This is a genomic window from Nocardia panacis, from assembly GCF_003598715.1.
Taxonomy (GTDB): Bacteria; Actinomycetota; Actinomycetes; order Mycobacteriales; family Mycobacteriaceae; genus Nocardia; species Nocardia panacis.
In genome coordinates this window covers 506,301-530,527 of the sequence record NZ_QZFU01000023.1, presented here as the reverse complement: position 1 = coordinate 530,527, position 24,227 = coordinate 506,301, and the positions used below count along the sequence as shown (strand labels likewise).

Sequence of the window (24,227 nt, the reverse complement as noted above, 5' to 3'; positions counted from 1 at the left end):
GACTCCCTGTTATCGGCTATCGCATTGGTTAGAGGTTATAACTCTAAGGTGCGAGAGGCAAGAGCCAAAGTGATACCCTCTAACAGTCGTGCTCGAGAGGGAGTGGTTCATGGCGGAGATGCAGAGCCCACGCGAGCGCTACCGGGCTCAGATCCAGGCGGAGATCAAGCAGTGCGCCAGGGAGCAGATCGCGGCGGCAGGCGCATCCGCGTTGTCGCTCAACGCGATCGCCAAACAGTTGGGGATGAGCGGTCCGGCCCTCTACCGTTACTTCGCCAACCGCGACGAACTCTTCACCGCCCTCATTCGCGACGCATACCGCAGCCTCGCCGACACCCTTCAGGCCGCAGGCACGGAACTGACCGTGCTCGCCGGAGCCCTACGCGAATGGGCCTTGGTCGACCCGCAGCGTTACTTCCTCATCTATGGGACCCCCGTCCCCGGCTATCACGCGCCTGCGGACACCACCGAGATCTCCACGGAAATCATGACCATGCTGATCGGCGCATTCAACGCTTCGGCAACGGACCGGCCGTCGACACCTTTCGATGCCCACCTCGAATCCCATCGCCATTGGGCCGCGGACTCCTCGATCCCGGCCGGGACTCTGCACCGTGCCCTATCGTTCTGGACTCGGATCCACGGGGTTCTCTCATTGGAACTCGCCGGGCATTTCGCGGGGATGGGGTTCGATTCCGGACTGCTGTTCGCCGAGGAACTGAATTCCCTCAATGCTCAGTGAGCAGATACGCCGAGACCCCCTCGGTGATTGCTGAGGGGGTCTCGGCGTTCTTCGGTGTACCGGCTGCTTTTGAGCCCACGCGGTGGTGCTACGGATTTTCAGTCCGCTCCCATGGATGCGATCGCGACTTTTGAGATCGCTGCGTCTCGCGGGGGTCGCACTTCGCGAGTCACCGGGTTGCCGGATTTTGAGTCCGGGCCGCAGTGCGGCGGATTTTGAGTCCGCGCTCCGACCTGGTTCGATCGCGACTTTTGAGATCGTTCTCACCGGATCGGAGCTCTCGCCACCATCTCGAGTTCTGTGCGGCGAACGTTCGGGCGATGGATTTTGAGTCCATGCTCGACGCGACGGATTTTGAATCCGCCCCCGGATCGATACGATCGCGACTTTTAAGGTCGGTCGCAGCATCGGAGTATTCGCCGCTATTGAGTTCGCAAGCGGCGAGACATCGTGGGCAATCGGATTTTGAGTCCGCGCCGCGATTTGGATTTAGAGTCCAATCCGACAGGTTCGTCCGCAGATTTTAAGTCCGCTCGCAACTCTCGGAGTTTCGCCGCTTCTGAAGTTTTGTTCCCTTTCGGGTGTGAAACATACGTTATCGGATCGATTGCCGGGTGTGCAAGAGGGGAGCGGGAATCGATCCGAAAATTCTGCGTGCCGCCAATGTTGAGAACAGTGTAGAGTGCGCGGAATCTTGGGATCGAAAGGGGCTGTTGCTAGCGTATTCGGATGGCTGATGAGTATTCGTCGGGTGAATATCTCGTGCAATCAACTCCTATTGGTTCTCGATTCACTCGTAGTTTGCTTAATTTTGAGTTCGTGAGTTTCCGCATTGTTTCCAAGGTGTCGCAGCCGCTGCTACCACGCAAATCATCTGGAATGCGACGCGCGAATCATCCTCGCCCGGTACGCCGTCGCGGCCGGTTTGGACGAATCCGCACCGAGCGCAAGCGCTTTCGGTCCCTACATTGCCCCATCGCCTTCGGTCGAACTGCTCGACACCCTGCTCGCCCGCCCTGGCGACCACCTCGTCGTCAATCCATCACTACGCTCCCGACCCACAACGACATCAGATGCGCCACACCATCATTCGTAACCGAACCTGACAGTCCTCTTCCGCGCGGCGCCTCCTCCGGTCGAGCCCCGAATGCCTCGGGTGCATCTCCAGTTCGCCACAGCGCCTCCCGTAGTAGCGGCTACTCCACACCCCAAGCCGTCGAACCTCGATCCGATCCGCAGCTCCCTTCCTCGCCGGAAGTAGACAAATGCCACCGAGTCAACCCGCCGCGAACCGAACGCCGAACCAGCAAAACCCCGCCCTCACCAGCCGATTCGTTGTACGAGCAGAACCTGAGGTAATCTCTTCAAGCACCCCAAGCGGGGTACACAACGGGCTGTGGCGCAGTTTGGTAGCGCACTTGACTGGGGGTCAAGTGGTCGCAGGTTCAAATCCTGTCAGCCCGACCAGGTCAGAGGCGGTTTCCGCCTCTGACCATTTGCGTTTTGGGGACCAATCGTGGACCACGGCGCCAACTGTGAACCTGGATGTGTGCCATTGCTCGCCGAGGCGTTTTTCGCTCGGCGTAGCTCCTGTTCGTGGGAGAGTCCCGGTTCCCGCCGCTGCGGAACCGGATGCGGGATCGGACAGCGCTCGGCCAGTGCGTTTCGACGTGGTCGGCAGCTGCTGTCGGAAGGGGGTTCGCGATGGAGAACGCGGCCTACGACGTTTCGCTACTGAGTCAGCGTATGTACACTGCGGTCTTCACCGGCGACGCCGTGCTGCCCGACCATCCCGCGACCGTCGAGCACGGCTTGGATTGCGCGGTGACACCTCACTTCCTCGAAGGTGCGGAGCGGGCCGCCCGCGACGGCGAACTGCTGCGCTGGTATCGCGCCAATCGCGCCGCCCCACCGGAGCACTGGTTCTTCCGCACGAGCCTCGGACGCAGAATCGTTGCATCGCCACAGCAGGATCAGCTGCGCAACTCGCCGATCGCCGAGCCCCCTACTACTTGCTCGCTCCCGAGATGGCCGGGATGTGGCACTGCGCGACGCAGTAGTAGCCGAGCGGGTCGGCGACGACAGGGGGGAGGCATCTGCAGGACGTGCTGCCGCATGGCCGATGTCCGGCCCGGAACATTGAGGACACCAAGCGCTTTCAGCAGGCAGCCCATCGTCGGCGGATGCATCGGTTGTCCGGTCCGCCGGCCGGGGAACAACCAGCGTGAATCGTGATTGGTGGCGTTGTTCATGTTGGCGGGGTCCCGGTAGAAACGGCGTGGAAACAACGGATGTGCCGTAACTCGCCTTCCTGGCTGAGCGGTGGGTTGTTCGGTGACCACCGGGATGGTGTCTGTTTTCGCTGAGGCGTAGCAGTTTCGGGTGCTCTGAGGCTCCCGCCGTACTCACCCGGCGCGGCGCGCCGCCGACACCGCCGCGGTCGTCGCCCCACACCATCGCGCTCAGGCCGGGATCATGTTCATTGGCCATCGAGCAACATAAGCCAGGGGAGCTGTGGGCCGAAAGAATCGCGTAGTTCTTCACACTCGGCCCAGCCGGTCCTGTCGATGGTGCCGCATCCTTCAATTCTGTTGAGGTGGAAAGTCTCTTGCGGAACTACTACCGTGGGTTGATGGGAGAGTTGGGGGTCGCGCTGTGAGCAGTACCGAACCGTCGACGCTCGAGGCCGAGCGGCCGAGAGTCGTTGGTGCATGCGGGCGTTCGGAGTCGCCCGATGCCGGTCGCACCGTTGCCGCAAGTGACTTGGGACACGGGCGATTCCGCAACAGCGCGGCATGAGCGCGTCACCCCTGCGGCCGGCATCGGGATGTCGGTGCGGTGGTGCATAGTGCGGGTCATGTTCGCTGGATTGCTCGATATCGATTGGTCTTCACTGGAACACGCCTACGGTCCGGCCGGGGATGTGCCGGAGATTCTGCTGGGTTTCGCGTCGGAAGATCCGTGCGAGCGGGAGATTGCTCTGGATCGGTTTCTGGGGGCGGTGCACCACCAAGGTGATGTCTATGATTCGACGGTCGCATGTTTGCCGTTTCTGTTCGAATTGATCACGGACACTTCCATTGCGGACCGTGGGCCGGTGGCAGAGCTGCTCGTCTCCATCGGCGAGTCCGCCGCGGCGCGAGACGTGGACGAGTCCGACATGTCCGAGACGCGCGTGCCATATGCGCGGGCGCACTTGGTTATCCAGGACCGCGCCGAGGACTTCGTGCCGTTGCTGGCGGATCGGGATGCCGAGGTACGGTCGGCGGCCGCCGCAGCGCTGGCGCTGTTTTCGGCCGACACCGAACATGCGCTGGCATCGTTGCGGGGACAGCTGGAATCCGAGTCCGAGATCGAATGCCGCATCGCGCTGATCCGTGCTACTGCCGACGTGGCTTTGCGTACCGACACCTCGTCCGTCGCCGACTGGCTGGGGCGGATCGCCGTCGATGCCGACGATCCCGGCACGCGCCTGGCGGCGCTGGTCCATGCCACGCGGTTGGCGCCGCAGCGATGGGTCGATGACCTCGGCGCGAAAACCGTTGCCCTGCTGCGAGAGATCAGCGAATTTCCCGGCTACGCCGCCGCCCCGCCGGACGACCGACCGTTCACGCCGACCCTATTCGGGATACTGCGTGAGCTCGTTCCGGAACAGGCGGCCCGTGCCGATGTGTGGACCGGGGATCTTCTGCTCGTGTTGGACAAAGCGCTCACCGGACACACGGACAATCGCATCGCGCTCCTCGAACACCGTCTGCGTGACCCGGATCCGGGGCGGCGCGTCGACGCGCTACACCTGGCTGATCGGCTTATTCAAACTCGGCGCGGATCGTTCGAGCATCTGATCGAGATGATCGATGGTCGGCTCCGTGCACCGGAACGCGAGGTCCGCCACGCGGCGGCGGAAGTATTGTCGGACACCTACAGTCTGGCTGCGCCGGCAGCAGACGCCCTCGCCGAGCAGGTGATCTCGGCCGGACCGGAGTCATGGTGCCACCCCGACGAGGAGATTCAGGCCCACTATCGGAACATGTTGTGCGCCTTGGCCCGGCTCGGCGACGCGCGGGCCGTTCCCGGAATGGTCGCGGCACTGTACAGCGGTGACGGTACAGGACGGCTCGTTTATAGGCTGGGCGCATATACCGCGCACCGCCACGAGTTCGTCCCCGCTCTCCTGGAGCAGTTCGCCCAGACCACACGGGAACTCGGTAGCGGCTATGGTTCGGCGCACGACAACCTCCTCACGGCCGTTCGTTGCCTCGGCGTGTACGAGGCGCTGCCGGATGTCACGCGGATACTCGATGCCGCGATCCGAGCCGAGAGCGACTCGCATGTATACAAGGCCTTGTACCCACTGAAATACTTCGGGCCGGCAGCGGCCGCTGCGCTGCCGATGGTCGATGAGCTGATGCGGAGTCCAAACCCGTGTGTGTCGCTGCGCGCGGCAGAGACAGCGTGGTCGATCACCGGCGACAGCGACCTGGTCGTGGCGGTGGTGCGGTCCCGGCTCGGTACCGAGGATTCGGATCAAGCGGCGATGGTGGCCGGGCAGATGGGCGAGCACGGTGCGCCGCTGGTCGAATCCCTGCTACCCCTGCTGGCCTCGGACGAGATATGGGACAGGGTCAAGGCCGCAGAGGCGCTGGTCCGTATCACCGGGGAAGCCGTACCGGTGCTACCGATTTTCACGGCTGAGTGGCAAGAACACACACTCGGGCGCGGCAGGATCGCTGAGTGTGTGGGCATGCTCGGCGCGGCGGCCGAATCGTTTCTGCCCCTGCTGCGTAAGGAGTTGGCCGAGCCGCGACGCCTGATCGCGCGTGCGGGCCTTCACATGTCCGGCTTCCTCGAGGAGGACGAGAAGCTGCTGACACTCTGCGCTTCGGCGATCGACCGAATCACCGCGCAGGTATAGGCACGTGATCGGCTGTGGGCACGGATCGAAACGGATCCGCGCAACGGCTGGGGCGATGCGGATGTGCGGGCGGCAGCGTGTTATCCGAGGTCGGGCGAACCGGCCACGCTCTGCTCTACCGCGCCCTGGTCCGGACTGCCGCCTTCACATGGCTGGGCCGGCATGCCGAGACTGATCAGCTCGCCATTGCTGGTGAGCGCCAATATGGGGATCTGGCCGACTTTTCGTGATCAGGTCTCAAGTCCGCGGTCCTGAGGGTACCCGCGCGCCGCGGCCCCATCGCAGCGAGCAAAGGTGTGTGCCGCCAAGCGATTCGAGCCAGATTTCGGACAGTCGACCACCGTGCGCCCCGCCGCTATTCGCCGACGCCCTTCACGGCAGGCCGATCAGCAGGCCCAGTCGAAAACATCGGAATCCAGGTCGATCTGGGCGTTGCCGGTGCCGAAGTTCAAACCACCGAACTCCGTCAGTTCCAGATAGAACGGCGTCAGCCCTGCGGGCACAGCCTGGTAGCAGAACGTTGTACCGCCCAAGTGGCATCGCCCCCACAGAGCCTCGGCCCAGCCATACCAGTGCCCGCCGGCAGGGTCGAACCGATCCCGGTATCCGGTATCCCCCGACTCCGACGGGACAAGACCGGCGTTCGGATCATCGCGAGTGCCGAGCCAGACCGGGGTGACCGGATACGTGGCACAGCGGGCGTTCGGCCCCTGATCGCCGTCGCCATTCCCACCGTCGCGACGGTCACCCGGCGGGGGGATCGGTCCGGCGCCGAACTCCTCTTCGGTCAACCAAATCAACGCGAACCCCCCGCCGATCACGTCTTCCATCAAACGCAATTGCGGATGCCGCCGCGCCGCCGCCGAACCCCGCACGAAAGGCGCACTGGATTCGGGATCCGCGACCACGGGATCGCCGTGGTCCACGTCAGGTCCATCACCCTGGAAGAAAGCGATCGCGGGAAGCCGCGGCCCTCGACGGCGATACTCCTCCGGTAGCCGAAGAGTCAGCACATGCACCATCGGCAAACCGGTGAACGGCCCCCGCGGCCAAGTCGCCGGATCGATTCCCGGCCCGCTGAATCCAACCCACCCCGCCCGCACCGCATCGGCAAGCTCGAGCCGATCACCCACATCGGGGTGGGTACGCAACGTATCCGGGCTGTGCCCGAATCCCAGATCAAACGCCCGCATCCCCATCCCCACCGCCGCACGGCCACCGCGCGACATCCGAATGTCCATGCCCCGAAGGCAACTTAACACGGTCGAACCACCGCACTGACATCGGCTATTGTCGTGCGTTGCTGGACAGGCGCGAGGGTGCACAGCCGGTACGAACGCTACCTGGCCGCCGCGCCGGTGGATGGACATAGGCTGATTCTCCGGTTGCGGGTGCGGCGCTGATTCTGCGATCAATCATATTGCGAGATAAAGACTTTCGCAGAGCAGGCCGATCCGCACCGGGAAGTCTCGGCCGGTCACTTCCCGCACCGCGTCGAGCACCTGGCGGTTGGTGTGCCCGTTGCCGAGGTTGAATGATCTCGTGGCGGCCCGGCTCGATGGCGTCGAGCGCGAGCCGATACGCGCAGGCGAGGTCGCTGACGTGGATGTAGTCGCGGATACAGGTTCCATCGGCCGTCGGATAGTCGGTGCCGTACAGCGTGAACGAATCACGTTGCCCGAGTGCGGCCTGCTGTCTCGCCACACCGGGCCTGTGTGGCGAGACAGCAGTTCAGGCGGCGACCAGTTTGCGGATGATCATCGGCTCGGCCAGGACGAAGTCGAGGACCTGCTCGACGTGCTGGAAGTGTGCGGTGGTGAAGTGCTCGGCCAGTGCCTGCGCATCGGTCCACTCCGCTACGATCACCATCCGGCCCACTTGGTTCAGGTCGGTGTAGGGGCGGTAAGACAGGCAGCCGGGTTCTTCCAGCGAAGGCTCGATCATCGCCTCCAACGCGGTGCGAAGCCGGTCCTCCTGTCCAGATGCGGCCAGGCACTCGGCAATAACAGTCAGTGACATCGTCGTCTCCTGTGTGGTGCGGGTTGTCAGGACCGGGCGGGACCGGCGCCCGCTCCGGAAGCAGTGATCGCGGTGGCGATTTCGGCCAGGTCGTCCGGTGTGAGTACCACCGAGTCCGCGCCGATCCAGCCGTCCACCTGGGCGGTCCTGCGCGCGCCGACGATGGCGCCGGTGATGCCGGGCCAGGCCAGCACCCATGCGATGGCCACCTCGGCGACGGTGGCGTCGTGCCGTGCTGCAATAGGCCGCAACGCCTCTGCCAACCGGAGGTTGGCGGTCAGGCCGGTGGTGAAGTCGTGGTGGGCGGTCCGCCAATCCTCGGCAGGCAGGCCGGCCACACGCTCAGCGGAAAACGCACCGGTGAGCAGGCCCGATTGCAGTGGTGAGTAGACGATCACGCCGGTTCCGTGTGTGTTGGCCCAGGCGATCTCCGCTGCGGCCGACCGGTTGATCGCCGAGAACGGCGGCTGGATGACGTCGACGTGAGCGATTTGCTCGGCGGCCTCGAGGAGGTCAGGGGTGTGGTTGGACAATCCGATGGCACGGATCTTGCCCTCGGCCTTCAACTCCGCCATGACCTGCCAGTACTCCTGCAACGGGGTGGCGTTGGGCGACACCGCACCGAACCCGCCACCGGCGTACTCCAAGGATTCGCCGGTATCGGGATAGTGCACCTGGTACAGGTCGATGTGGTCGACCCCCAGCCGCCGCAGGGAGTCCTCGATCTCGCGGCGTACGCTGGCCGGTTTCATGATCCGCCGTGGTGCGGCCGACCGGTTCGCCGGGTCCCAGACCAGGCCGACCTTGGTGAAAATATATGGGCGGTCGGCTTCGGGCAGGTCGGCGATGGCCTTGCCGACCAATTCTTCGGAATGGCCCAGCCCGTACACCGCGGCGGTGTCGATCCAGTTGACGCCTGCGTCGAGCGCGTGGCGGATCGCGGTGATCGACTCGGCATCGTCGGTTGCCCCCCAACTGAATGTCCATCCCGCGCCGGACACGGCCCACGAACCGAAGCCGAGTCGGGTGATGTCCATGCCGGTGGTGCCGAGCGGTGTGGTGGTCAGGTTCGTCATCGCGCAGTGCTCATTTCCTCGATGGTGGTGTTTTGCGGTGTCTCCCACCCTGATCGCCGTGCCATGAGGTACCCAGTGCCGGCTCGAGCCCGGGCGCCGCGTGACCTGCCTCGCCTGCGAAGAGTCAGGCATAGTGGCCGTATGGCATTGGACAGGCGGGCAGAGCTCGGCGAATTCCTGCGGTCTCGGCGGGCCCGCTTGCGTCCCGAGGAACTCGGCCTGCCGAGCTACGGCGGTCGGCGCCGCGTTCCCGGATTACGCCGCGAGGAACTCGCCCAGCTCGCCGGCGTCAGCGTCGATCATTATGTTCGGCTGGAACAGGGCCGCACCCTGCACTTCTCCGAAGCCGTGCTGGACGCGGTCGCCCGCGCGCTGCGCCTCGACGATGTCGAACGGCAACACTTCTACCGGCTCGCGCGGCCCTGGCCCGACAGCGGCCGTTCGGAGGAGCCGCAGCAGGTCAGGGCGGGTTTGCAGCGACTGTTGGATTCGGTCGGCGACGTGCCCGCGTACATCGTCGGCCGCAACACCGATGTCCTGGCCTGGAATCGACTCGCCGCCGCACTGATCACCGACTTCGGCGCTCTGCCACCCGCGCAGCGGAACCTGGCCCGCCTGGTCTTCCTCGACGAAGGCATGCGCAATCTCTACGCCGACTGGCCGCAGAAGGCCCGTGACGTGGCCGCGTACCTCCGCCTCGACGCTGGACGCCACCCGGACGACCCGGCCACGACAGCGTTGCTCGACGAACTCTCGGCGCACAGCGCTGCATTCCGGACGACTTGGGGTGAGCACCGCCTCCAGGACAAAACCCACGGGCGGTATATCTACCGGCATCCGGTAGTGGGCGAAGTGGACCTCGGCTTCGAAACCCTGCGCCTACCCGACGATCCGGACCAAGCACTCATCGCGCACACGGTCGAACAAGGATCACCCTCGCACACCGCGCTGCGGCTACTCGCGAGCTGGGCCGAGGAGACACGGCCGGTCGGGCACCGAGATGGCTGATGAACGTCGACGACTCACCGACCGCAAGACCCGTCCGTGCACGAGTTGCGCCATTCCCGGCTGACCTACGCCGCGGCGGATGGCGTGTCTGCGCCGGTGCTGGGGTTCAGTTGCTGCAGGTCACGAACACGGCCGCAACGTGGTAGCCGCGCGAGCGGTCGTCGGATAGGTGCTGACCGCTGCCCGACGTCGAACGGCATCGGCGTGGCGTCCTCGCGGGATGCTTTGCCGCGCAGGATGATCCGACCGCCACGCCAGTCGATGTCGCCGACCTCGAGCCGGGCGACCTCGATCGACCGCAGTCCAAGCCGCGCGACCAGCGTCAGCATCGCGTAATCGCGGATCTGCACCGGATCGTCGCGGTCAAAGGCATCGAGCAACCGCTGGACCTGTGTGGCGATGATCCACTTCGGGATTCCGGTGTCGTGCCTGCCCGCGACCGGCGGGACCGCCGAGGTAGTTCTGCCTGCGGCGGTAGATGGCGTTGTAGGTGGTCGAAATGCGAATCTTGTTGAGCAACTAAGCAAACCGACCGACTGCCAACGAAAACTGTTTCAGATTCTGGATTTCGGTATTCCATTGACAGCTGTGGGCTGTGCTGCTTACCGTTCCTATACGGACTCATCGCGACGTCCCGTCGCTGAGTCGACGGCTTATCGATAACTATTCGATAAGTGCTGGGAACGGGGTATTACTCGTGATGAGTTTCTCGGAATTGCGTGCAGCGAAACATGGTTCGCGGTCGGTTGCCGTTCTTGCGGCAGGCGCGGCGATATCGCTGCTCCTCACGGCATCGCCGGCCGGCGCGGCCGGCTACAACTGGTCCGACCAGATCGGACCCGATGGCCAAGGCTGCTTCTTCTGGACGACCTGGAGCCAGTACATGGTCCAGGTACACGCCTACCAGCAGCCCGGTAATCCCGACCACTCCTGCTGGTTGACGGTGTACCACGATGGATTCGACGCCGGGGGCGGCCTGGCCTGGCAGGACGTCTGGGGGGCAACCTTCACGTCCGGGCGGGACACCAGGCTGGATGGTCCGGACTGGTACTACGGGCCGTGGAACGGCAGCGGCCACATGTGTGTCATCTTCTACTACGGAGAGAGGTCGACCAGTTCGGGACCCATCCGATACTGCTAGTGCCTCGTCGCGCGACCTTCGGTAGGTAATCCGGCCTGTTGATCACGGCGGGGTCGATGTTGGGCTTGGCGTCGAAGTCGAAGGTCCGCAACGATTTATCGCGCGGGAACCCGGCGGCGCGGATGCGGCGTTTGGAGCGCCGTCGCGCCCGGTCGTCGTATTCGACGAGCAGCAACTCGGCCCGATGGGCCGCAGAGGACTGTTTCCAGACCACCGAGACCGAGGTCGGGCTCGATCAATACCGGGTCCGTCACTACGAGGCCTGATATCGGCAGATCACCCTGGCCGTGCTCGCCAACGCCCATCTCGCCGTGGCCGCCGCTATCGCTGGTGGGCTGCCGGCACTGTTCAGTCTCGGCAGCTCCGCGGTCGTCGCGGCCGCCGCGATCGATGCGGACGTACTCGCCACCATCAGCGCGATCCAGGCGTCCTACCGCGCGAGCCAGATGGTCAAGGTTCTCGGCATGACCGGTCTGGCGCTCGGCGCGGTCGGTGTCATCGATGCCTTCCACGCACTGCCCGCCATCGATCTCGACAAAGCCATCGCCAGGCTCGCCGCCATCATCGCCATGAAGGCAGCGATCGACGACGCTAGCGACCTCGGCGAGTCCGACAAGCCGGACAGCCGAATCCCACGGATCGCATCAAGGAACACCTCACCGACAGGGATCTGGACGCGGCCCGGCGGGAACTGAACGGCGAAGTCATGGCCAGAAAACCGGACGGGACCCCGTGGGATCACGTCAATGAGGTCAAGGACGCGCAAAACGGGCTCGTCAAGCGAATCGGGCAGTTGAACCGCAAGTTGAGCTGGCCCGGCCTGTCCGAGGCGGAACGGCCGCTCATCGAACAGGAGCTTTCCGAAGCCAGCCGCCTGCTCGACTACAGTGAACAGTTCGTGCCCAGGTGAACCCGTATTGCCGACCGGAATCGAAAAGTGTGAACGCGCAGATGAACCGAACCCTGGAACAGGTCGACGGTGTCATTTGGCCGGAGCCACCGGCCGACGCGACGCGAGTCGTGAAGACCGTGCACGCGCTGCGCCGCAAACCCATCGGCATGTTCACCGCCGAAGACCTGCGCATCATGCTGAACCAGCGCGAAGGAACGCTCGCGCTGCTGCCGCGAACCCTGGACGTGCTCGAACGGAACCCGCTGGCCGAAGGCGACTTCTACCCCGGCGACCTGCTCACCGCCGCACTGACAGTCCCCGAAGGCGAGTGGGCCGCCCACCCGGAACTCGCTACCCGTCTCCGCGCTGTGATCGAGAAACTGTCGCAGCGGGACGATCTCGATATCTACCTGCCGCCGGATGACGAAATCTGGTCTCGGATAGCGGAGTTGAAGTCCACCGGCGTGCTGTGAAGTCCGGTCGCGACCGGATAGGACGGCCCGGACCGGGGTCTGTCTGTCACAACCCAACCAAGCGGCCGAAGGCACTCGTGGCGGCGATATCTGATCTATCGACGGCTGCCCACCCCTGGGATTGCGTCCGAGCGGATGCCGATTTCGATGCTCTACCCTGCTCGCGGTAGGGACTACTGGAAGTGGAGCCGGAGTCGACCCGGCAGGTAGGGGACTGTCATGGGCCGATCGTCGGGTGCGCTGGACCTCGCCGCCCGAGGCGTCGGCGCCCTGCGGGAAACGCACCGATGACGCGCCAGTCCCACGGAATCCGCGGCGGTGGAGTCGATCTCCCGATTCGTCGCCACTTCGACCCGATCCCTGTACGCGGTCACCGAAGCCCGCCATATCGATCCGGCTTCGCTGCCACCGCACGCGGCGGACACCGCCGAACCGGCAGCCGGGCTCAACCCAAGACCTGAGGTCTGCTGGAAGCACGAGGCTCACCACGATGACAACGTACTGCCCCGGGACACCGCACTACCCGCGCCTGGCCCGACGCGCCCATGACCAGCGCTCCCAGTTGGCCGCGCTCTATGGTGCGATCGACTTCGACGCCGAACCTCACCGATTCACCACCGACCCGACGGTGGAATCGACCCTGCCGCGCTGGGTCGCCGAACGCGCACCGATTCTGGCCGACGATCGCCTCGTCGAATTGATCCGAACCGCGACACTTCTCGGCGATGTGATCGCCGATCCCTATGCGGCACTGGCGCAGCGGTACACCGTAGCGGAATTGATCGATATGCTGCGGCGGGCATGCCGCTCCGGTATCGACTCGGTCGTCGACGCCCCGCCGGAACTGCGCACCTTCCTCGCCGCGATGGAGGCTACGCCGCCATGGATCGATCTGCGACTGGTCGAGGAGGGCGCACGCTACTCCCGCCTCGCCACGGCCCTGCTCGCCCCGTTCCTGGCGCGCGGCGCGTTCCTGGCGACCTTCCTCAATACCTATGCGGCACTTCCCATGGCACTGACCGGTGCGCTGTCCGGCCGCCGCGCCGCGCGCCGGGTCAACGAGACGGCGGGTTTCTTCACCGTCACCACCCTGCCGGGCGCGCTGACCCGCCACGGGGCGGGTTTCGAGGCCGCCGCCATGGTGCGACTGATGCATTCGCTGGTGCGCTATCACGCCCTGACCCATCCCGAGCAGTGGGATCACCGCGTTTACGGCGTTCCGGTGCCGCAGATCGATCAGGTGCCTGCCGGACTTGTCGACATATATCTGCTCGCCATGAGCGCCGCGCGTCGGGGACGCACCGAATTCGGTGCGCGTGAGCGGGCGATGCTCGAATTCAGCCGGTATCGCTGCTTCCTGCTCGGACTGCCCGAGGAGTTGCTGCCCACCACCGCCACGGGCGTCATCGAGTTGCTGCACGCGCGCGCGGCACTGCTGCGGGACGGATTCGACGACGCCACCTGCGGGGCGCTCGTCCGCTCGACGATGTCGGCCTATCTGCGTCCGGGGCGGTCGTGGTTCGACCGGGCCGCCGACGCCGTGGAACGCAGTTGGAGCCGCGCGTTCTTTCTGGGATTCTGCGGCGGGAACCGCAAACAGGCCGCCGGCATGAGCGTCGGCTTCGGAATCGCCGACGCCGCACGCGTTCTCGTGACGGCGCCCTTCATCCTCGGCCGATTCCTGGCCGTGCTGGCGGCCGGTCGATGGTCCGTTCTCCGCGACAGAGTCGATGAGTACACCATCGGTCTCGTGCGGGCACGTCTCACGACCTATGGTGTTCCCGAATTCACCGCGGAGGTGCGCGATCCCGTTTCCGCGCACCGCCACACACCCTGAGGAGCACCCTCGACTGGAGGCAGCCGATTATCCGATGAACACTATGGCGTGGCCGCTGTCGATGCTCTGCCTGCATGCTTCGTGCAATGCCAGCCACGCCATCCACTCGTAGGTGAATTCTCCGCTGTCGGCCCGGATCAGTTCGTCGATGCGCTGGGCTTCGTTGTCCGACAACGAGAGATCCGGTTCCAGTCGAATCCCTATCGCCGCGGCACAGTACTGTAGTTCGGCGAGCAGGCCTTGGCTGGAGCCCACCCGCTCGTAGTCGTCTCCGACGACTTCCGGGGCGTCGAAATCGACCGGTATGTAGTAGCCGTCGACGTCCGAGTGGCAGAGCAGGTGAGATTCGCACATACTCCGCTCATCAGCGATCACCTCGTGGTCCGCCTCCACCTCCGCCATGTCGGACACCGGTGTGACGGGCAGTTCGGCCTTGCAGCGCGCGTAAACCCGATGCAGGCAGTAGAGCGCGGAATATGGCACCGATGTCATGGTCGCGCGGCCGGGTGGCAATACGCACGACTCGGGTTGCTGCCATACGATCCCTTCTTCTTTCAACAGCATGGCGAGCTCGTCCAGCTCTTCTTGGTAGTCGTCATCGCCGATCGCGATCGCAAGCCCCATGCGTGCACCGTAACGGGCTCCCACCTACGGCAGGAGCGTGCCATTGGCGGGGCGAAGCATATGTCGACTTCCGCTCGCACGGTCAACTCCGAAACAGCCTGTCGCCGTCACCCCCGAGATCGAGTGGATGTCGTTTCGTGACCGGACGCGACGAACCTTCATACACTGGTGGCGGAAACTCCTCGGAATTCGGACCTGAATCGGAACCAGCGGCGAAGGGAATTGCTGATATGTCGGAGTCGAGTTCCAGCGCGGCGTGGCCGAAGCTGCGGCTGGCGGAGTGGTCGGATACGCGCGACACCCTGCACATGTGGACGCAGGTGGTGGGCAAGATCCGGCTCGCGCATGCCCCCTTGTTGAATCACTGGTGGCAGGTGACCCTCTATCTGAGTCCGCGCGGCTTGACGACCTCTTCGATCCCCTATGCCGATCGGCTCTTCGACATCGAATTCGATTTCTTCGCACACCGATTGGTGATCCGCGCCGACAACGGCGCTACTCGCACGGTGGCGCTCGTGCCGAAATCGGTGGCGCAGTTCTACACCGAAACCATGCGAGCCCTGGACGAGTTGGGGCTCGAGACCCGGATTCAGGGCCGCCCCAATGAAGTCAACCCGTCGATTCCGTTCCTCGAGGACACCCGGCACTGCTCCTACGATGCACAGGCGGTGCAGGCGTTCTGGCGGCAGCTCGTGCATGCCAACCGCCTGCTCAACGAGTTTCGTTCCGCGTTCACCGGCAAGTCCAGTCCGGTGCATTTCTTTTGGGGTGCAATGGATCTGGCTTATACCCGCTTTTCGGGACGAACCGCGCCCGAACACGACGGCGGTGCGCCGCACTGTGCCGATTGGGTGATGGTGGAGGGCTACTCCCACGAGCTCAGCAGCTGCGGATTCTGGCCCGGCGGCGGTGATGAGGGCGCGTTCTACGCCTACTCCTATCCCGAACCCGACGGCTATCGCGACCATCGGCTGCAGGTGCCCGGCGCGACTTACGCCGCGGATCTGGGTGAGTTCATCCTGCCCTATGAAACGGTGCGCGCGGCGGACGATCCGAACGCCTTGGTGACCGAGTTCCTACGCGAAACGTATGAGGCCGCAGCCGAACTCGGCAAGTGGGATCGAAACGTGCTCGAATGCAATCCACAGCGCTGGGCCGAGAAGCGGGCAGCGGCGCCCTGGTCGCTGCGCTGAACAAAATTCATCTCGAACTTCGTCAGGTCTCAGGGCCGGACGGGGTCGCGGCTGTCGATGAAGTTCAGGAAGTGCGCAATGACCTGGTCCGGCCCTGATCCCCTTGGGGCTGGTCGGCACACGCCCCGTCTGGACTGTGCGTTCGAGAGCGCCTGGTTCGATGAGTTGGTGGTGAATCGTTTTGATCCGGAGACCCTGGTGCTGTTGGGGAGACTGTCCATTGCAGGCACCGATTCCGCGGTGTGGGAGGAGTTGTGGAACGAGTTGTATCACCGGCACGACAGCGCGGTTGCGTGCGCGGCGCTACCTGAGCTCGCTGCCATTGCTGCCGGTGGTGTTCCAGGTGACCGGTATCGGGCGGTCTCGCTCGCGGGAGCGTTGCTCGCGGCGGCTGATCCGTACACCGCCGAGATTCGCGATCGGTATGCCGAGGACATCTGTGCCCTGCTGACCGAAGTTGGATCCGAGTTGGCGGCGGGTGGTCCTGCGATCGACAGCGAACCCGTCGTGTTCCTCGATCGGGTGCATGCGATGTTGACGTTCGAGGATGCCGCGGGCTGGTCGCATCGTTTGCTCGAGTTGGTCGAGGCGGAACTCGAGATCGAATGCCCGGTGTGCTGGGCGGCGATGACGATGCATATCGGCGCGTCCGGCTCTTTCACCTGCACCAGTGGCTATCCGCTCGACAAGGTCACCAAGCGGCAGTTGATACCGGCGAATCCCGATCAGTTGACCGGTCTCGGGGCTCGTCTGCGCCGGCTTGCCGTGGCGGGTCGGCAGGCGACCATTGCCCGGCAGTTGACGTTCTTATTCGGTCACGCCGTATGCACAGAGAACGGTCACGAGTTCACTCCCGCCGACGCACTGGCGGCGATGCCGTAGCACCGTCCCCGATAGGGGGCCGCCCGAATTGCGTGGCGGCAACCCCGCTCGGATCAGTAGCCTTCGACTCCGGACCGGATCACGTCGCGCAGTGCCGGCTTCGGCCGGTTCAGGACTGGTCGGGGGACCGGAGGTCCAGGAGTTGTTCGAAGAAGCCGCCGAAGTTGCGCTCGCGGTCGATCAGATGGATCTCGAGGATCCAGTGGCAGTCTTTGCCGGTGGGATCGGGGCGGCGCATCGGTGCGGTCGAACCCGGTGCGATGTAGTTGGTGACGGCTTTGCCGGAGATGGTTTTGTGGGGGAATTCGCCGACCAGGTGTCCGGCGATGGGGGCGGTGAATTCCCATCCGAGGTTGTTCGCCTGCTCGACGACCCAGGTGTACAACTGAGCGCCGGTGATGTCGGGGTTGGCCTCGAAGTGGTCGCGGCCCCGCTGCCACAGTGGTTCCAAAGCGTCGCGCAGCGCGAGTTTGGCGGGATCGTCGCCCAGGACGTAGGTGCGTCCGAAGTCGGCTTCCCATTCGGCGAAGACCGGTCCGAAATCCAGGAAGCAGATGTCGTCCTCGCCGATGATCCGGTTCGGCGGGTTCTCGTCGTAGGGCGCGAGGGTGTTGATCCCGGCGCGCACGATGCGCTTGTGCCAGAACTTGCCGGTGCCGAACATCTCCGCGGCCAGGTCGCGGATCGTATCGCTGACCTCGATCTCACCGGCCCCCGGTGCGATGATGCCGCGGGCGAGGACCTCGTCGAACAGCGCGACAGCCTTCGCCTCGGCCGCCAGCAGAGCTGAAATGCGTTCGGACTCAGCGATGTTCAGCGCTTCCATCTGTCGACTCCGATTTCTTCCTGCGATGGGTACCCGTGGAATTCTATAGCGGGTCGCGGTCGCCTCGACCGACAGGCGGTTTGGTACCCGGACCGCGGACTTGATCACACTCCGTCGGTCGAGTCGCGATGGTCGACCGGATCGGATCGCCACGGATGCCGGTGATTCGCCGAATCCTGTTGCGACTCCGCGGAATACCCAGGCGCGGCCGAGGGGGCGGCGGAGGCCGTCGCCGATATCGCTGTCGCTGTGCAGTATTCAGCCGCGGTGCGGGGTGGCTATGACTCCGAGCGGACAGGGTGGCCACCGATTCGGACGGCGTCAACGGCCGACCCGCGATTCGGCGTCCGGGAAGAATGGGTCGTCGCGAGAAGCTGGAACCGGTTTCCCATGCCTTGGAACAGTCGTCAACCGATCGTCGATTGTTCCCCTAGGGTGATCCGACGCTTCTCGGTTGCGCGGAAATCCATTGTGGGAAAGGGAAATTGGACGTGATATTGCGGAGGACCGCTACTGCTGCTCTGATGGCGCTCGCCACGTCGACCGCCGCGACAATATTTGCCGCGGCCGATGCGTCGGCGGCGGTCACGGCCGTCGACGTCAGCCCGATCCCGGCTTCCAACGACAGAAGCAACCCCGTATGGGACTGCTCGTATACGGTGACGGCGACAACCACCCCGGGGACAGAGGTAACGCTCGCGGACAACACCGACGATCGGGAAAACCACAATGGATTCCTGTCACGCTACGCGGTCGCGGATGAGTCCGGAAAAGTGACGGTCAGGTGGTCCCCCTCGGTAAACGGCAAGCACACGATCGAGGTCACGGCCCGGACCTGGCCGCGGGAGCTCACGGCCGCGGACCACTTCGCGACGACGGTGACCACGTCATGCGTGCCGGATGGATGGGCGCAGGCGAACGAAGTCCACACGATGGACTATGCGACGAAGTGGGTGCTGTCCTCGGATCCGAGCTACCTCGACCCGAAGGAGAAGGGTGACCGGCTGGATTCGCCGTTCGGCGTCAGCACCCGCATCGCTTGCAGTGCGTACCGCAACTACACCCTCGATTGCTGGCAGGCCGATCGAGAAGGGAAGCCGCACAAGCTGATCCGCGAGATGTTCACGATACCGGGAAAGGAGATGCCCGCCGAGTATCGATCGATTCTGAAGTACACGTTCCCGCGCTGACGCGAATGTCCTTGTCCTGCACCCCGGTCGGCCCTTGACCCGTTCGCGGGCGGGCGGCGGTTCTATTCGGTGCGACGCCGACGTGGGGAGCCCAATGTCTCGCGCAGCCCGTCGGACAGGCGCTCGGCCGCGTGCGGGTCGAGTTGGTAGTAGATGTAGTAGCTGCGTCTTTCGGAGTGGACCCAGCCTGCGGCCTGTAGTTGGCCGAGGTGTTTGGAGACGGCTGCTTCGGTGAGGCCGATGAGGCCTGCGAGTTCGCGGGTGGAGCGGGGGCGGGTCGAGAGCAGGGTGAGGATTTGGAGTCGGGTTCGGTCGCCTGCGGCGCGCAGCAGTTCGAGCACCTGCGCGGGCGGCGTCGGTGGGGTTCCCTGCTGATGCATCGCGGTCAGTCCGATGGTGACGTACACGCTCTGTCGGGTGCCGGCTTCGGATATGTCGTGATGCACCGCGATGCTCAGTTCGGGCCAGGCGAAATGTGAAGGTATGAGCAGGATTCGGTCCTCGGGGGTCAGTTCGACCGTGAGTGGGGGGAGGCGTTGCGCGGGCTGCGGGGGATGGACGGTCACCGATCGCGATGCCGCGTGCACATAGGGGGAGAGGTGCGCGAGCATCGCTGTTGGGCCGAGTCGGGAAAGTTGCAGACCGCGTTCGGCGATATCGTCGGTCAACTGCCGCTGCAGGAGGGGCCAGTCCGGTGCCAGGCAGCAGTCCCAATAGCGTTCCAGAAACGCCGCGAAGCGGGTGCGGCATTCTTCTGGATCCTCGATGAGCCGACGCACGGTGGGGAGCGAGTCGGGATGTTCTAGTCCGACAGTGGACATGGCGCGACTTTGTAGCTCGGTGGATGCCGAGAACTCGGTCGAGGGAATCCGCGCGCCGCGCTGTTGTTCGAGCAGCATCGCGTGGATCAGGGCCGCCGCGAACGTCGCGACCGGTGCGCGGCGCAACGCGTTCAGTTCCTCCGGCCACGCGGCTGCGCCGTCGAGTGGCCAGATCTCCTCGATCACCAGCGAGCGGCGGTCCAGCCAGAACGCGAATTCGGCCATGGCGGAACGTAATTCGGTATCCATGCGCTCTCTGGTGCGCAGCACCCATGACACGTGCAGCGGGTAGCGCTTGGCGTGGTGCAGCACCCGCAGGCTGCGCAGTGCCTCGTGCGCTGCCGAGTAGCCGAAGACGACGAGATCGGCGTCGTCATCGGGTAGGCGCAGGTGGACGGTCATCGGTTGCTCCTGTGTTCAGCCGAACGGTTGAACAGTCGGGCGGGTGGCGAACTCGAACGTACGGTGTCGAGCATCGAAGATCAACAAGCTGGAGAGGGTGATATGACCATCCGTCGCAGGTCGTTGCTGGCAGGTATGCTGCTGACTCCCGGAATTGTCGCAGCGGCCCAAAGTGGGCTTGCTGGAACGGTATTCACGGCGCGGGCCGATCCGTCCGGACCGGATTGGGATGGGTTCGACCAATATGTGGACGGGTTGGCCGGGGCGGGGAATTTCTCCGGGGTGGTGCTGGTCTACGACAATGATCGCCCTGTATTGCGCAAGGGTTACGGGTCGGCCGATCGGTCGAAGGGAATTCCGAATACACCCGAAACCCTGTTCTGCATCTGCTCCATGGGCAAGATGTTCACCGCCGTGGCGATCTGTCAGCTGGTCCAGCAGGGACGCCTGTCGTTCGATGACAAAGTCGGGAAGTATCTGACGGGCTTTCCGTCCGCTATCGCGGATACGGTCACCATCGCGGAACTGCTCACCCATACCTCCGGAATGGGCGATGTACTGGCCAGGACTCCGGGGGGTCCGACGCCGCCGACCACCCTGGACGGTCTGCTGGCCGCGGTCGCCGAAACACCGCTGTCGTTTCCGCCCGGTACGTCGTTCTCCTACAGCAATTCGGGTTTCATAGTGCTCGGCGGAGTCGTCCGGGCGGTGGCGAACCAGCCGTACGAGGACTATGTGCAGCAGCGCGTCTTCGAGCCTGCGGGTTTGGAGCAGACCAAGGTCGCGGTCTACAAGGCGACCGATATTCCCAATATGGCGTTGGGCTACGCTCGCGTCGGCGAGTCGACTCAGGATACGGCCGACGCCCTCCAAATCGGGAACCCTTCCGGGGGAGCTTATTCCACCGCCGACGATATGATCCGGTTCGGTCGGGCGATGATGACGGATCAATTGCTGGACCGCCAAATGATTTCCACCATGCTCACAGGCAGGCAAAAAGTCAGTCGCCCCGGCGGCCCGCCGTACGACATGTACGGATACGGATTCGAGGACCAAGCCATCGACAATATTCACTTCGTCGGGCACAACGGCGGAAATCCGGGCTATGAGGGTCAGCTCGATATCTACCGCGACCACGGGTGGACGGTCGCGGTGCTGACCAACCAGGACAGGGCCGTGGCCCCGGTCATTCGGAAATCGGAATCCCTGCTCACCGGGCATCTCGCCACGGCATCATCCGGCGGCCGCTGACACGCGTTTCGCGGTGGGATCAGCGGCTCAGAAATGCCAGGACGGCGAGGACGCGGCGGTGGCCCGAATCCTCGGCGGGCAGGTCGAGTTTGGCGAAGATATTGCCGATGTGCTTGTGGATGGCGCGGTCGGTGACGCCGAGGAGCCGGGAGATCTCACCATTGGCATAGCCCTGGGCCATCAGTTCGAGTACTTCGCGTTCCCTGGCGGTGAGTGTGGCGACCGGGTCGTGGCGGGTGATGAGCTGGTCGAGCACCTCCGGATCCATGACGGTGCCGCCGCGGGCGATGTGGTCGAGCGCGTGCAGGAAGTCGTCCACCCGCGCGACCCGGTCCTTCAGCAGGTAGCCGACGCCGCCGCCCGCGCGCAGCAGTTCCCGCGCGTAACTGTGCTCGACGTACTGCGAGAACACCAGGACCGGCTGTCCCGGAATCTCCGCGCGCGCTCGCAGCGCGGCGTGAATGCCCTCGTGGCGGAAGGTCGGCGGCAGCCGGACGTCGACGATGGTGACATCGGGTCGGTGCGCGATCACGGCGGCAATGAATGTCTCGACGTCGCTGGTGACGGCCGCGACCTCGTGCCCCTCCTGGCGCAGCAGCAGCACAAGCCCCTGGGCCAGGACGACATTGTCCTCGGCGATGACTATCCGCACGGGCACACCGCCCGCAGCACCGTCGGCCCGCCCGGCGGACTGTCCACGGTGAGCACGCCGTCCAGGGCTTCCAGGCGGCGGAGCATGCCCGCCACGCCGGTCCCGCGGGCGGGATCCACGCCGCCGCGACCGTTGTCGCGGATCTCCACCGCCACACCGTCGGCGGTGGTCCGCACCTCGACCGCGGCCGAGGTCGCGCCCGCGTGCCGCGCGATATTGGTCAGCGCCTCGGTGACCACGAAATACACCGCCGCCTCGACCGCGGCCGGGAGTTCGCGGTCGAGTTCCACCCGCACCGCGGTCGGCACGGTGCACCGCGCCGCCACCGCGGCCACCGCGCCGTCGAGCCCCTGATCGGCGAGGATGGGCGGATAGGTAGTGCGCAGGACGGTCCGCAGGTCGCTCATCGCGGCCTCCGCGCCTGCCCTGGCCTCCTCGAGCAGCGGGCCGACCGCCGACGGATCGCGGTCGAGCGCCCGCGAGGCCAGTCCCAGCCGCAGCGCGAGGGCGACCAGGTGCGCCTGGGTTCCGTCATGCAGATCGCGTTCGATGCGCCGCAAATCGGCGGTGTGCGCGTCGACCGCCCCCGAACGGGTCCGCCGCAGTGCGGCTACCTGCTGCGTCAGTCGCTTTTTCGCGCTCACTCGCAGACCCGCGTTGGACAGCCACAGTCCGGCGCGGCCGAGTGCGGGTCCGGCCGCGACGGCCACCGCGGCGGTGATCGCGCACTGGGCGACGCCGATGGTCAGTGCGGACGGCCAGCCCGCGATCGGGATATTGGCCACGATGCGGATCGGGTCGTCGGCAGGGAACAGCCACCACAGCCAGATCGCCGCGAAGGCGAGCAACGGCAGAACCGCGACGCCGGTGCCCAGAGCGCCGAGCACGGTCCCGCCGACCGCGAGGAACGCGACCCAGCGCAGTTCGCGCCACACCGTCGGGTCGGTGACGAGCGCGGGCAACCACCGGAAGGGCCGATCCACCGTTTCCGCGATCGTCCCCCGGCGGCGCGCGATCCGGCGACGCTCGGCATCGGCGACCCGCCCGAGCACCCACAGTTGCGGCGGGACGAGCACGAATCCGATGCCGACCAGGCAGGTGACGGCGGTGTAGACGAGTAGCGGGAGCGCGAGGATCGCGTACAGGCCGAGCGCGAGGGTGCGCACGCCGTCGACCAGCGCGCCACGCCATCGAACCCACCACATCGCGAACGACATCCCCGCAGTCTCGCACGCCGCGCCGATTGCCGCGGTGTAGCGGGCTCCACCCTCGCAGGGGCAGGCCGCTGCACCGCGCGGGCGCTGCGCGGTGCCTACCGTTGCCGAACATGACGAATGGGAATGCGGTGCTCTCACCGCGAGCAGGCGACTCGCGCCGACGATCCGGCCGGGAGTTGGTGATCTTCCTCGTCGCCGCCTACCTCGGCGCCTGGCTGGTGGCGGCGCCGCTGTGGGTGACCGGATTCCGGCGGGTGGCGCCGGGGCAGGAGGCGACCACGCTGGCGACGGTCTGCCTGTTCACGATGATGGTGGTCCCGGCGACGGTCGCTGTCGTGCTCACCAGGTGGCGGCACCCGTGGCGCGCCGTGCCGCAGGTGCTCTCGCTGGGTCTGCCGGGGCCGCGGGTCCTTGCCCAATGTGTGGGCGCCGGGGTGATCTTTCCGGCGATCGCGGCGGTAGGGTTACTGCCCGCGGCCGCGATCGGGGTCTTCCGGCCCGGCTGGCCGCAGAGTTGGGCGCCGCTGCTGACCATGCTGGTCTCGGCGTTGATCTCGCTGCCGCTGTATCTCGGCGAGGAGATCGGCTGGCAGGGATATATGCTGCCGCGGTTGACCTTTCGCTACGGACCGGTGCTCGGCATCGGCGTGGGCGGTGTGCTGTGGGGGCTGTGGCATCTGCCGATGACAGCGCTCGGGGGCAGCTATCCGGGCCATCCGCTGTATGTCGCGATTCCGATGGCCGTCGGCGCCGCGGTCGGTATCGGCGCGGTGATCGCGGCGATCCGGATCCACACGCGCTCGGTGTGGCCCGCGGTCGCGGCGCATGCAGGTCTCAATGAGTTCGCCCTGCGTCTGCCGCGATTCTTCGCCGCCCGCGACCACATCCCCGACCCGCTGATCGTAGGCCCGCTCGGCTTGATCACCTGGCCGATTCTCATGGTCGCGGCCGGGTTCGCACTCTATTCCCTTCGTACGAGACGTCCTGGATTATCCAGCGGCGCAGCGCATTCCAAATAGCCTCGCCGTCGGCGGGCGGATGTCCGAGTACGGCGCGACGAATCCGG

The 24,227-nt window shown here is 65.3% G+C and carries 23 protein-coding genes, 1 tRNA gene and 1 pseudogene; 14 read left to right on the top strand and 11 right to left on the bottom strand.

What is annotated here, in order from left to right; all coding sequences use genetic code 11:
• Nucleotides 1-109 precede the first annotated feature (109 nt).
• The 3 genes from D5S18_RS21375 to D5S18_RS21355 all read left to right on the top strand — a co-directional run bounded on the left by D5S18_RS21375 (nt 110) and on the right by D5S18_RS21355 (nt 5,657).
• The gene (locus D5S18_RS21375; RefSeq protein WP_120042795.1) at nt 110-742 is read left to right on the top strand and encodes a TetR/AcrR family transcriptional regulator; all 633 of its coding nucleotides are present in this window, start codon (nt 110-112) and stop codon (nt 740-742) included.
• Between the two features lie 1,390 nt (nt 743-2,132).
• A tRNA-Pro gene (locus tag D5S18_RS21370) sits at nt 2,133-2,209 on the top strand.
• Between the two features lie 1,390 nt (nt 2,210-3,599).
• Nucleotides 3,600-5,657 (top strand): PBS lyase, encoded by a 2,058-nt coding sequence (locus D5S18_RS21355; protein ID WP_147404050.1) that lies wholly within the window; start codon nt 3,600-3,602, stop codon nt 5,655-5,657.
• A gap of 386 nt (nt 5,658-6,043) precedes the next feature.
• Here the strand turns inward: D5S18_RS21355 and D5S18_RS21350 are convergent, their stop codons facing one another.
• From D5S18_RS21350 to D5S18_RS21335, 4 genes are read right to left on the bottom strand one after another with little or no spacing between them, the layout of a single operon-like run.
• Nucleotides 6,044-6,898: a hypothetical protein gene (locus D5S18_RS21350; protein WP_203236837.1), complete on the bottom strand. Its 855-nt coding sequence runs from the start codon at nt 6,896-6,898 to the stop codon at nt 6,044-6,046.
• 46 nt (nt 6,899-6,944) lie between these two features.
• Nucleotides 6,945-7,361, bottom strand: a complete 417-nt coding sequence (locus tag D5S18_RS21345; RefSeq protein WP_239003909.1) for an NAD-dependent epimerase/dehydratase family protein — start codon at nt 7,359-7,361, stop codon at nt 6,945-6,947.
• Between the two features lie 27 nt (nt 7,362-7,388).
• A complete protein-coding gene (locus tag D5S18_RS21340; protein ID WP_120042792.1) occupies nt 7,389-7,676 on the bottom strand; it encodes a putative quinol monooxygenase in 288 nt (95 codons plus the stop codon).
• A 26-nt stretch (nt 7,677-7,702) separates the two neighbouring features.
• The gene (locus D5S18_RS21335; protein WP_120042791.1) at nt 7,703-8,752 is read right to left on the bottom strand and encodes an aldo/keto reductase; all 1,050 of its coding nucleotides are present in this window, start codon (nt 8,750-8,752) and stop codon (nt 7,703-7,705) included.
• A gap of 141 nt (nt 8,753-8,893) precedes the next feature.
• Here D5S18_RS21335 and D5S18_RS21330 point away from each other — a divergent pair, with 141 nt between their 5' ends.
• Nucleotides 8,894-9,760, top strand: a complete 867-nt coding sequence (locus D5S18_RS21330) for a helix-turn-helix transcriptional regulator (RefSeq protein ID WP_120042790.1) — start codon at nt 8,894-8,896, stop codon at nt 9,758-9,760.
• A gap of 65 nt (nt 9,761-9,825) precedes the next feature.
• On the opposite strand, the gene D5S18_RS21325 is transcribed toward D5S18_RS21330, so the two are convergent.
• On the bottom strand, nt 9,826-10,140 hold the full coding sequence (locus D5S18_RS21325; protein WP_239003908.1) for a tyrosine-type recombinase/integrase: 315 nt from the start codon (nt 10,138-10,140) through the stop codon (nt 9,826-9,828).
• Between the two features lie 503 nt (nt 10,141-10,643).
• Between D5S18_RS21325 and D5S18_RS35175 the strand changes: the two genes are divergently transcribed.
• Complete coding sequence (locus tag D5S18_RS35175) at nt 10,644-10,901, top strand: hypothetical protein (protein WP_162500982.1); 258 nt, start codon at nt 10,644-10,646, stop codon at nt 10,899-10,901.
• Nucleotides 10,902-10,938: 37 nt separating this feature from the next.
• Here the strand turns inward: D5S18_RS35175 and D5S18_RS35845 are convergent.
• Nucleotides 10,939-11,082, bottom strand: a pseudogene (locus D5S18_RS35845) (IS21-like element helper ATPase IstB); the annotation flags it as partial.
• A gap of 106 nt (nt 11,083-11,188) precedes the next feature.
• On the opposite strand from D5S18_RS35845, the gene D5S18_RS21310 reads away from it, so the two are divergent.
• The 4 genes from D5S18_RS21310 (at nt 11,189) to D5S18_RS21295 (ending at nt 14,103) form a co-directional block, all read left to right on the top strand.
• The gene (locus D5S18_RS21310; protein ID WP_120042788.1) at nt 11,189-11,596 is read left to right on the top strand and encodes a hypothetical protein; all 408 of its coding nucleotides are present in this window, start codon (nt 11,189-11,191) and stop codon (nt 11,594-11,596) included.
• Nucleotides 11,545-11,811: a polymorphic toxin type 28 domain-containing protein gene (locus tag D5S18_RS21305; protein WP_120042787.1), complete on the top strand. Its 267-nt coding sequence runs from the start codon at nt 11,545-11,547 to the stop codon at nt 11,809-11,811. Before D5S18_RS21310 ends, D5S18_RS21305 begins: the two co-directional genes overlap by 52 nt.
• 41 nt (nt 11,812-11,852) lie before the next feature.
• Entirely contained in the window at nt 11,853-12,266 is a 414-nt protein-coding gene (locus D5S18_RS21300) for a contact-dependent growth inhibition system immunity protein (RefSeq protein WP_147404048.1), read from the top strand.
• Between the two features lie 490 nt (nt 12,267-12,756).
• The gene (locus D5S18_RS21295; RefSeq protein ID WP_120042785.1) at nt 12,757-14,103 is read left to right on the top strand and encodes an oxygenase MpaB family protein; all 1,347 of its coding nucleotides are present in this window, start codon (nt 12,757-12,759) and stop codon (nt 14,101-14,103) included.
• Nucleotides 14,104-14,130: 27 nt separating this feature from the next.
• On the opposite strand, the gene D5S18_RS21290 is transcribed toward D5S18_RS21295, so the two are convergent.
• Nucleotides 14,131-14,727 (bottom strand): putative DNA-mimic protein, encoded by a 597-nt coding sequence (locus tag D5S18_RS21290; protein ID WP_120042784.1) that lies wholly within the window; start codon nt 14,725-14,727, stop codon nt 14,131-14,133.
• 230 nt (nt 14,728-14,957) lie between these two features.
• Here D5S18_RS21290 and D5S18_RS21285 point away from each other — a divergent pair, with 230 nt between their 5' ends.
• Both D5S18_RS21285 and D5S18_RS21280 read left to right on the top strand, forming a co-directional pair.
• Entirely contained in the window at nt 14,958-15,920 is a 963-nt protein-coding gene (locus D5S18_RS21285; RefSeq protein WP_120042783.1) for a DUF5996 family protein, read from the top strand.
• A gap of 168 nt (nt 15,921-16,088) precedes the next feature.
• Nucleotides 16,089-16,802, top strand: a complete 714-nt coding sequence (locus tag D5S18_RS21280; RefSeq protein WP_147404046.1) for a hypothetical protein — start codon at nt 16,089-16,091, stop codon at nt 16,800-16,802.
• A 109-nt stretch (nt 16,803-16,911) separates the two neighbouring features.
• Here D5S18_RS21280 and D5S18_RS21275 read toward each other — a convergent pair whose 3' ends face one another.
• A complete protein-coding gene (locus D5S18_RS21275) occupies nt 16,912-17,628 on the bottom strand; it encodes a M24 family metallopeptidase (protein WP_120042781.1) in 717 nt (238 codons plus the stop codon).
• Between the two features lie 524 nt (nt 17,629-18,152).
• Between D5S18_RS21275 and D5S18_RS21270 the strand changes: the two genes are divergently transcribed.
• The gene (locus D5S18_RS21270; protein ID WP_120042780.1) at nt 18,153-18,818 is read left to right on the top strand and encodes a hypothetical protein; all 666 of its coding nucleotides are present in this window, start codon (nt 18,153-18,155) and stop codon (nt 18,816-18,818) included.
• A gap of 62 nt (nt 18,819-18,880) precedes the next feature.
• Here D5S18_RS21270 and D5S18_RS21265 read toward each other — a convergent pair whose 3' ends face one another.
• The gene (locus D5S18_RS21265; RefSeq protein WP_120042779.1) at nt 18,881-20,041 is read right to left on the bottom strand and encodes an ArsR/SmtB family transcription factor; all 1,161 of its coding nucleotides are present in this window, start codon (nt 20,039-20,041) and stop codon (nt 18,881-18,883) included.
• A 102-nt stretch (nt 20,042-20,143) separates the two neighbouring features.
• Here D5S18_RS21265 and D5S18_RS21260 point away from each other — a divergent pair, with 102 nt between their 5' ends.
• Nucleotides 20,144-21,292 (top strand): serine hydrolase domain-containing protein, encoded by a 1,149-nt coding sequence (locus tag D5S18_RS21260; protein ID WP_120042778.1) that lies wholly within the window; start codon nt 20,144-20,146, stop codon nt 21,290-21,292.
• Between the two features lie 19 nt (nt 21,293-21,311).
• Here D5S18_RS21260 and D5S18_RS21255 read toward each other — a convergent pair whose 3' ends face one another.
• Together D5S18_RS21255 and D5S18_RS21250 are read right to left on the bottom strand one after the other, a co-directional pair.
• Entirely contained in the window at nt 21,312-21,944 is a 633-nt protein-coding gene (locus D5S18_RS21255) for a response regulator transcription factor (protein ID WP_120042923.1), read from the bottom strand.
• Entirely contained in the window at nt 21,935-23,161 is a 1,227-nt protein-coding gene (locus D5S18_RS21250) for a sensor histidine kinase (protein ID WP_203236836.1), read from the bottom strand. The genes D5S18_RS21255 and D5S18_RS21250 overlap by 10 nt, the downstream gene beginning before the upstream one ends.
• A gap of 110 nt (nt 23,162-23,271) precedes the next feature.
• Between D5S18_RS21250 and D5S18_RS21245 the strand changes: the two genes are divergently transcribed.
• The gene (locus D5S18_RS21245) at nt 23,272-24,180 is read left to right on the top strand and encodes a CPBP family intramembrane glutamic endopeptidase (RefSeq protein WP_120042777.1); all 909 of its coding nucleotides are present in this window, start codon (nt 23,272-23,274) and stop codon (nt 24,178-24,180) included.
• The last annotated feature ends 47 nt before the right edge of the window (nt 24,181-24,227 follow it).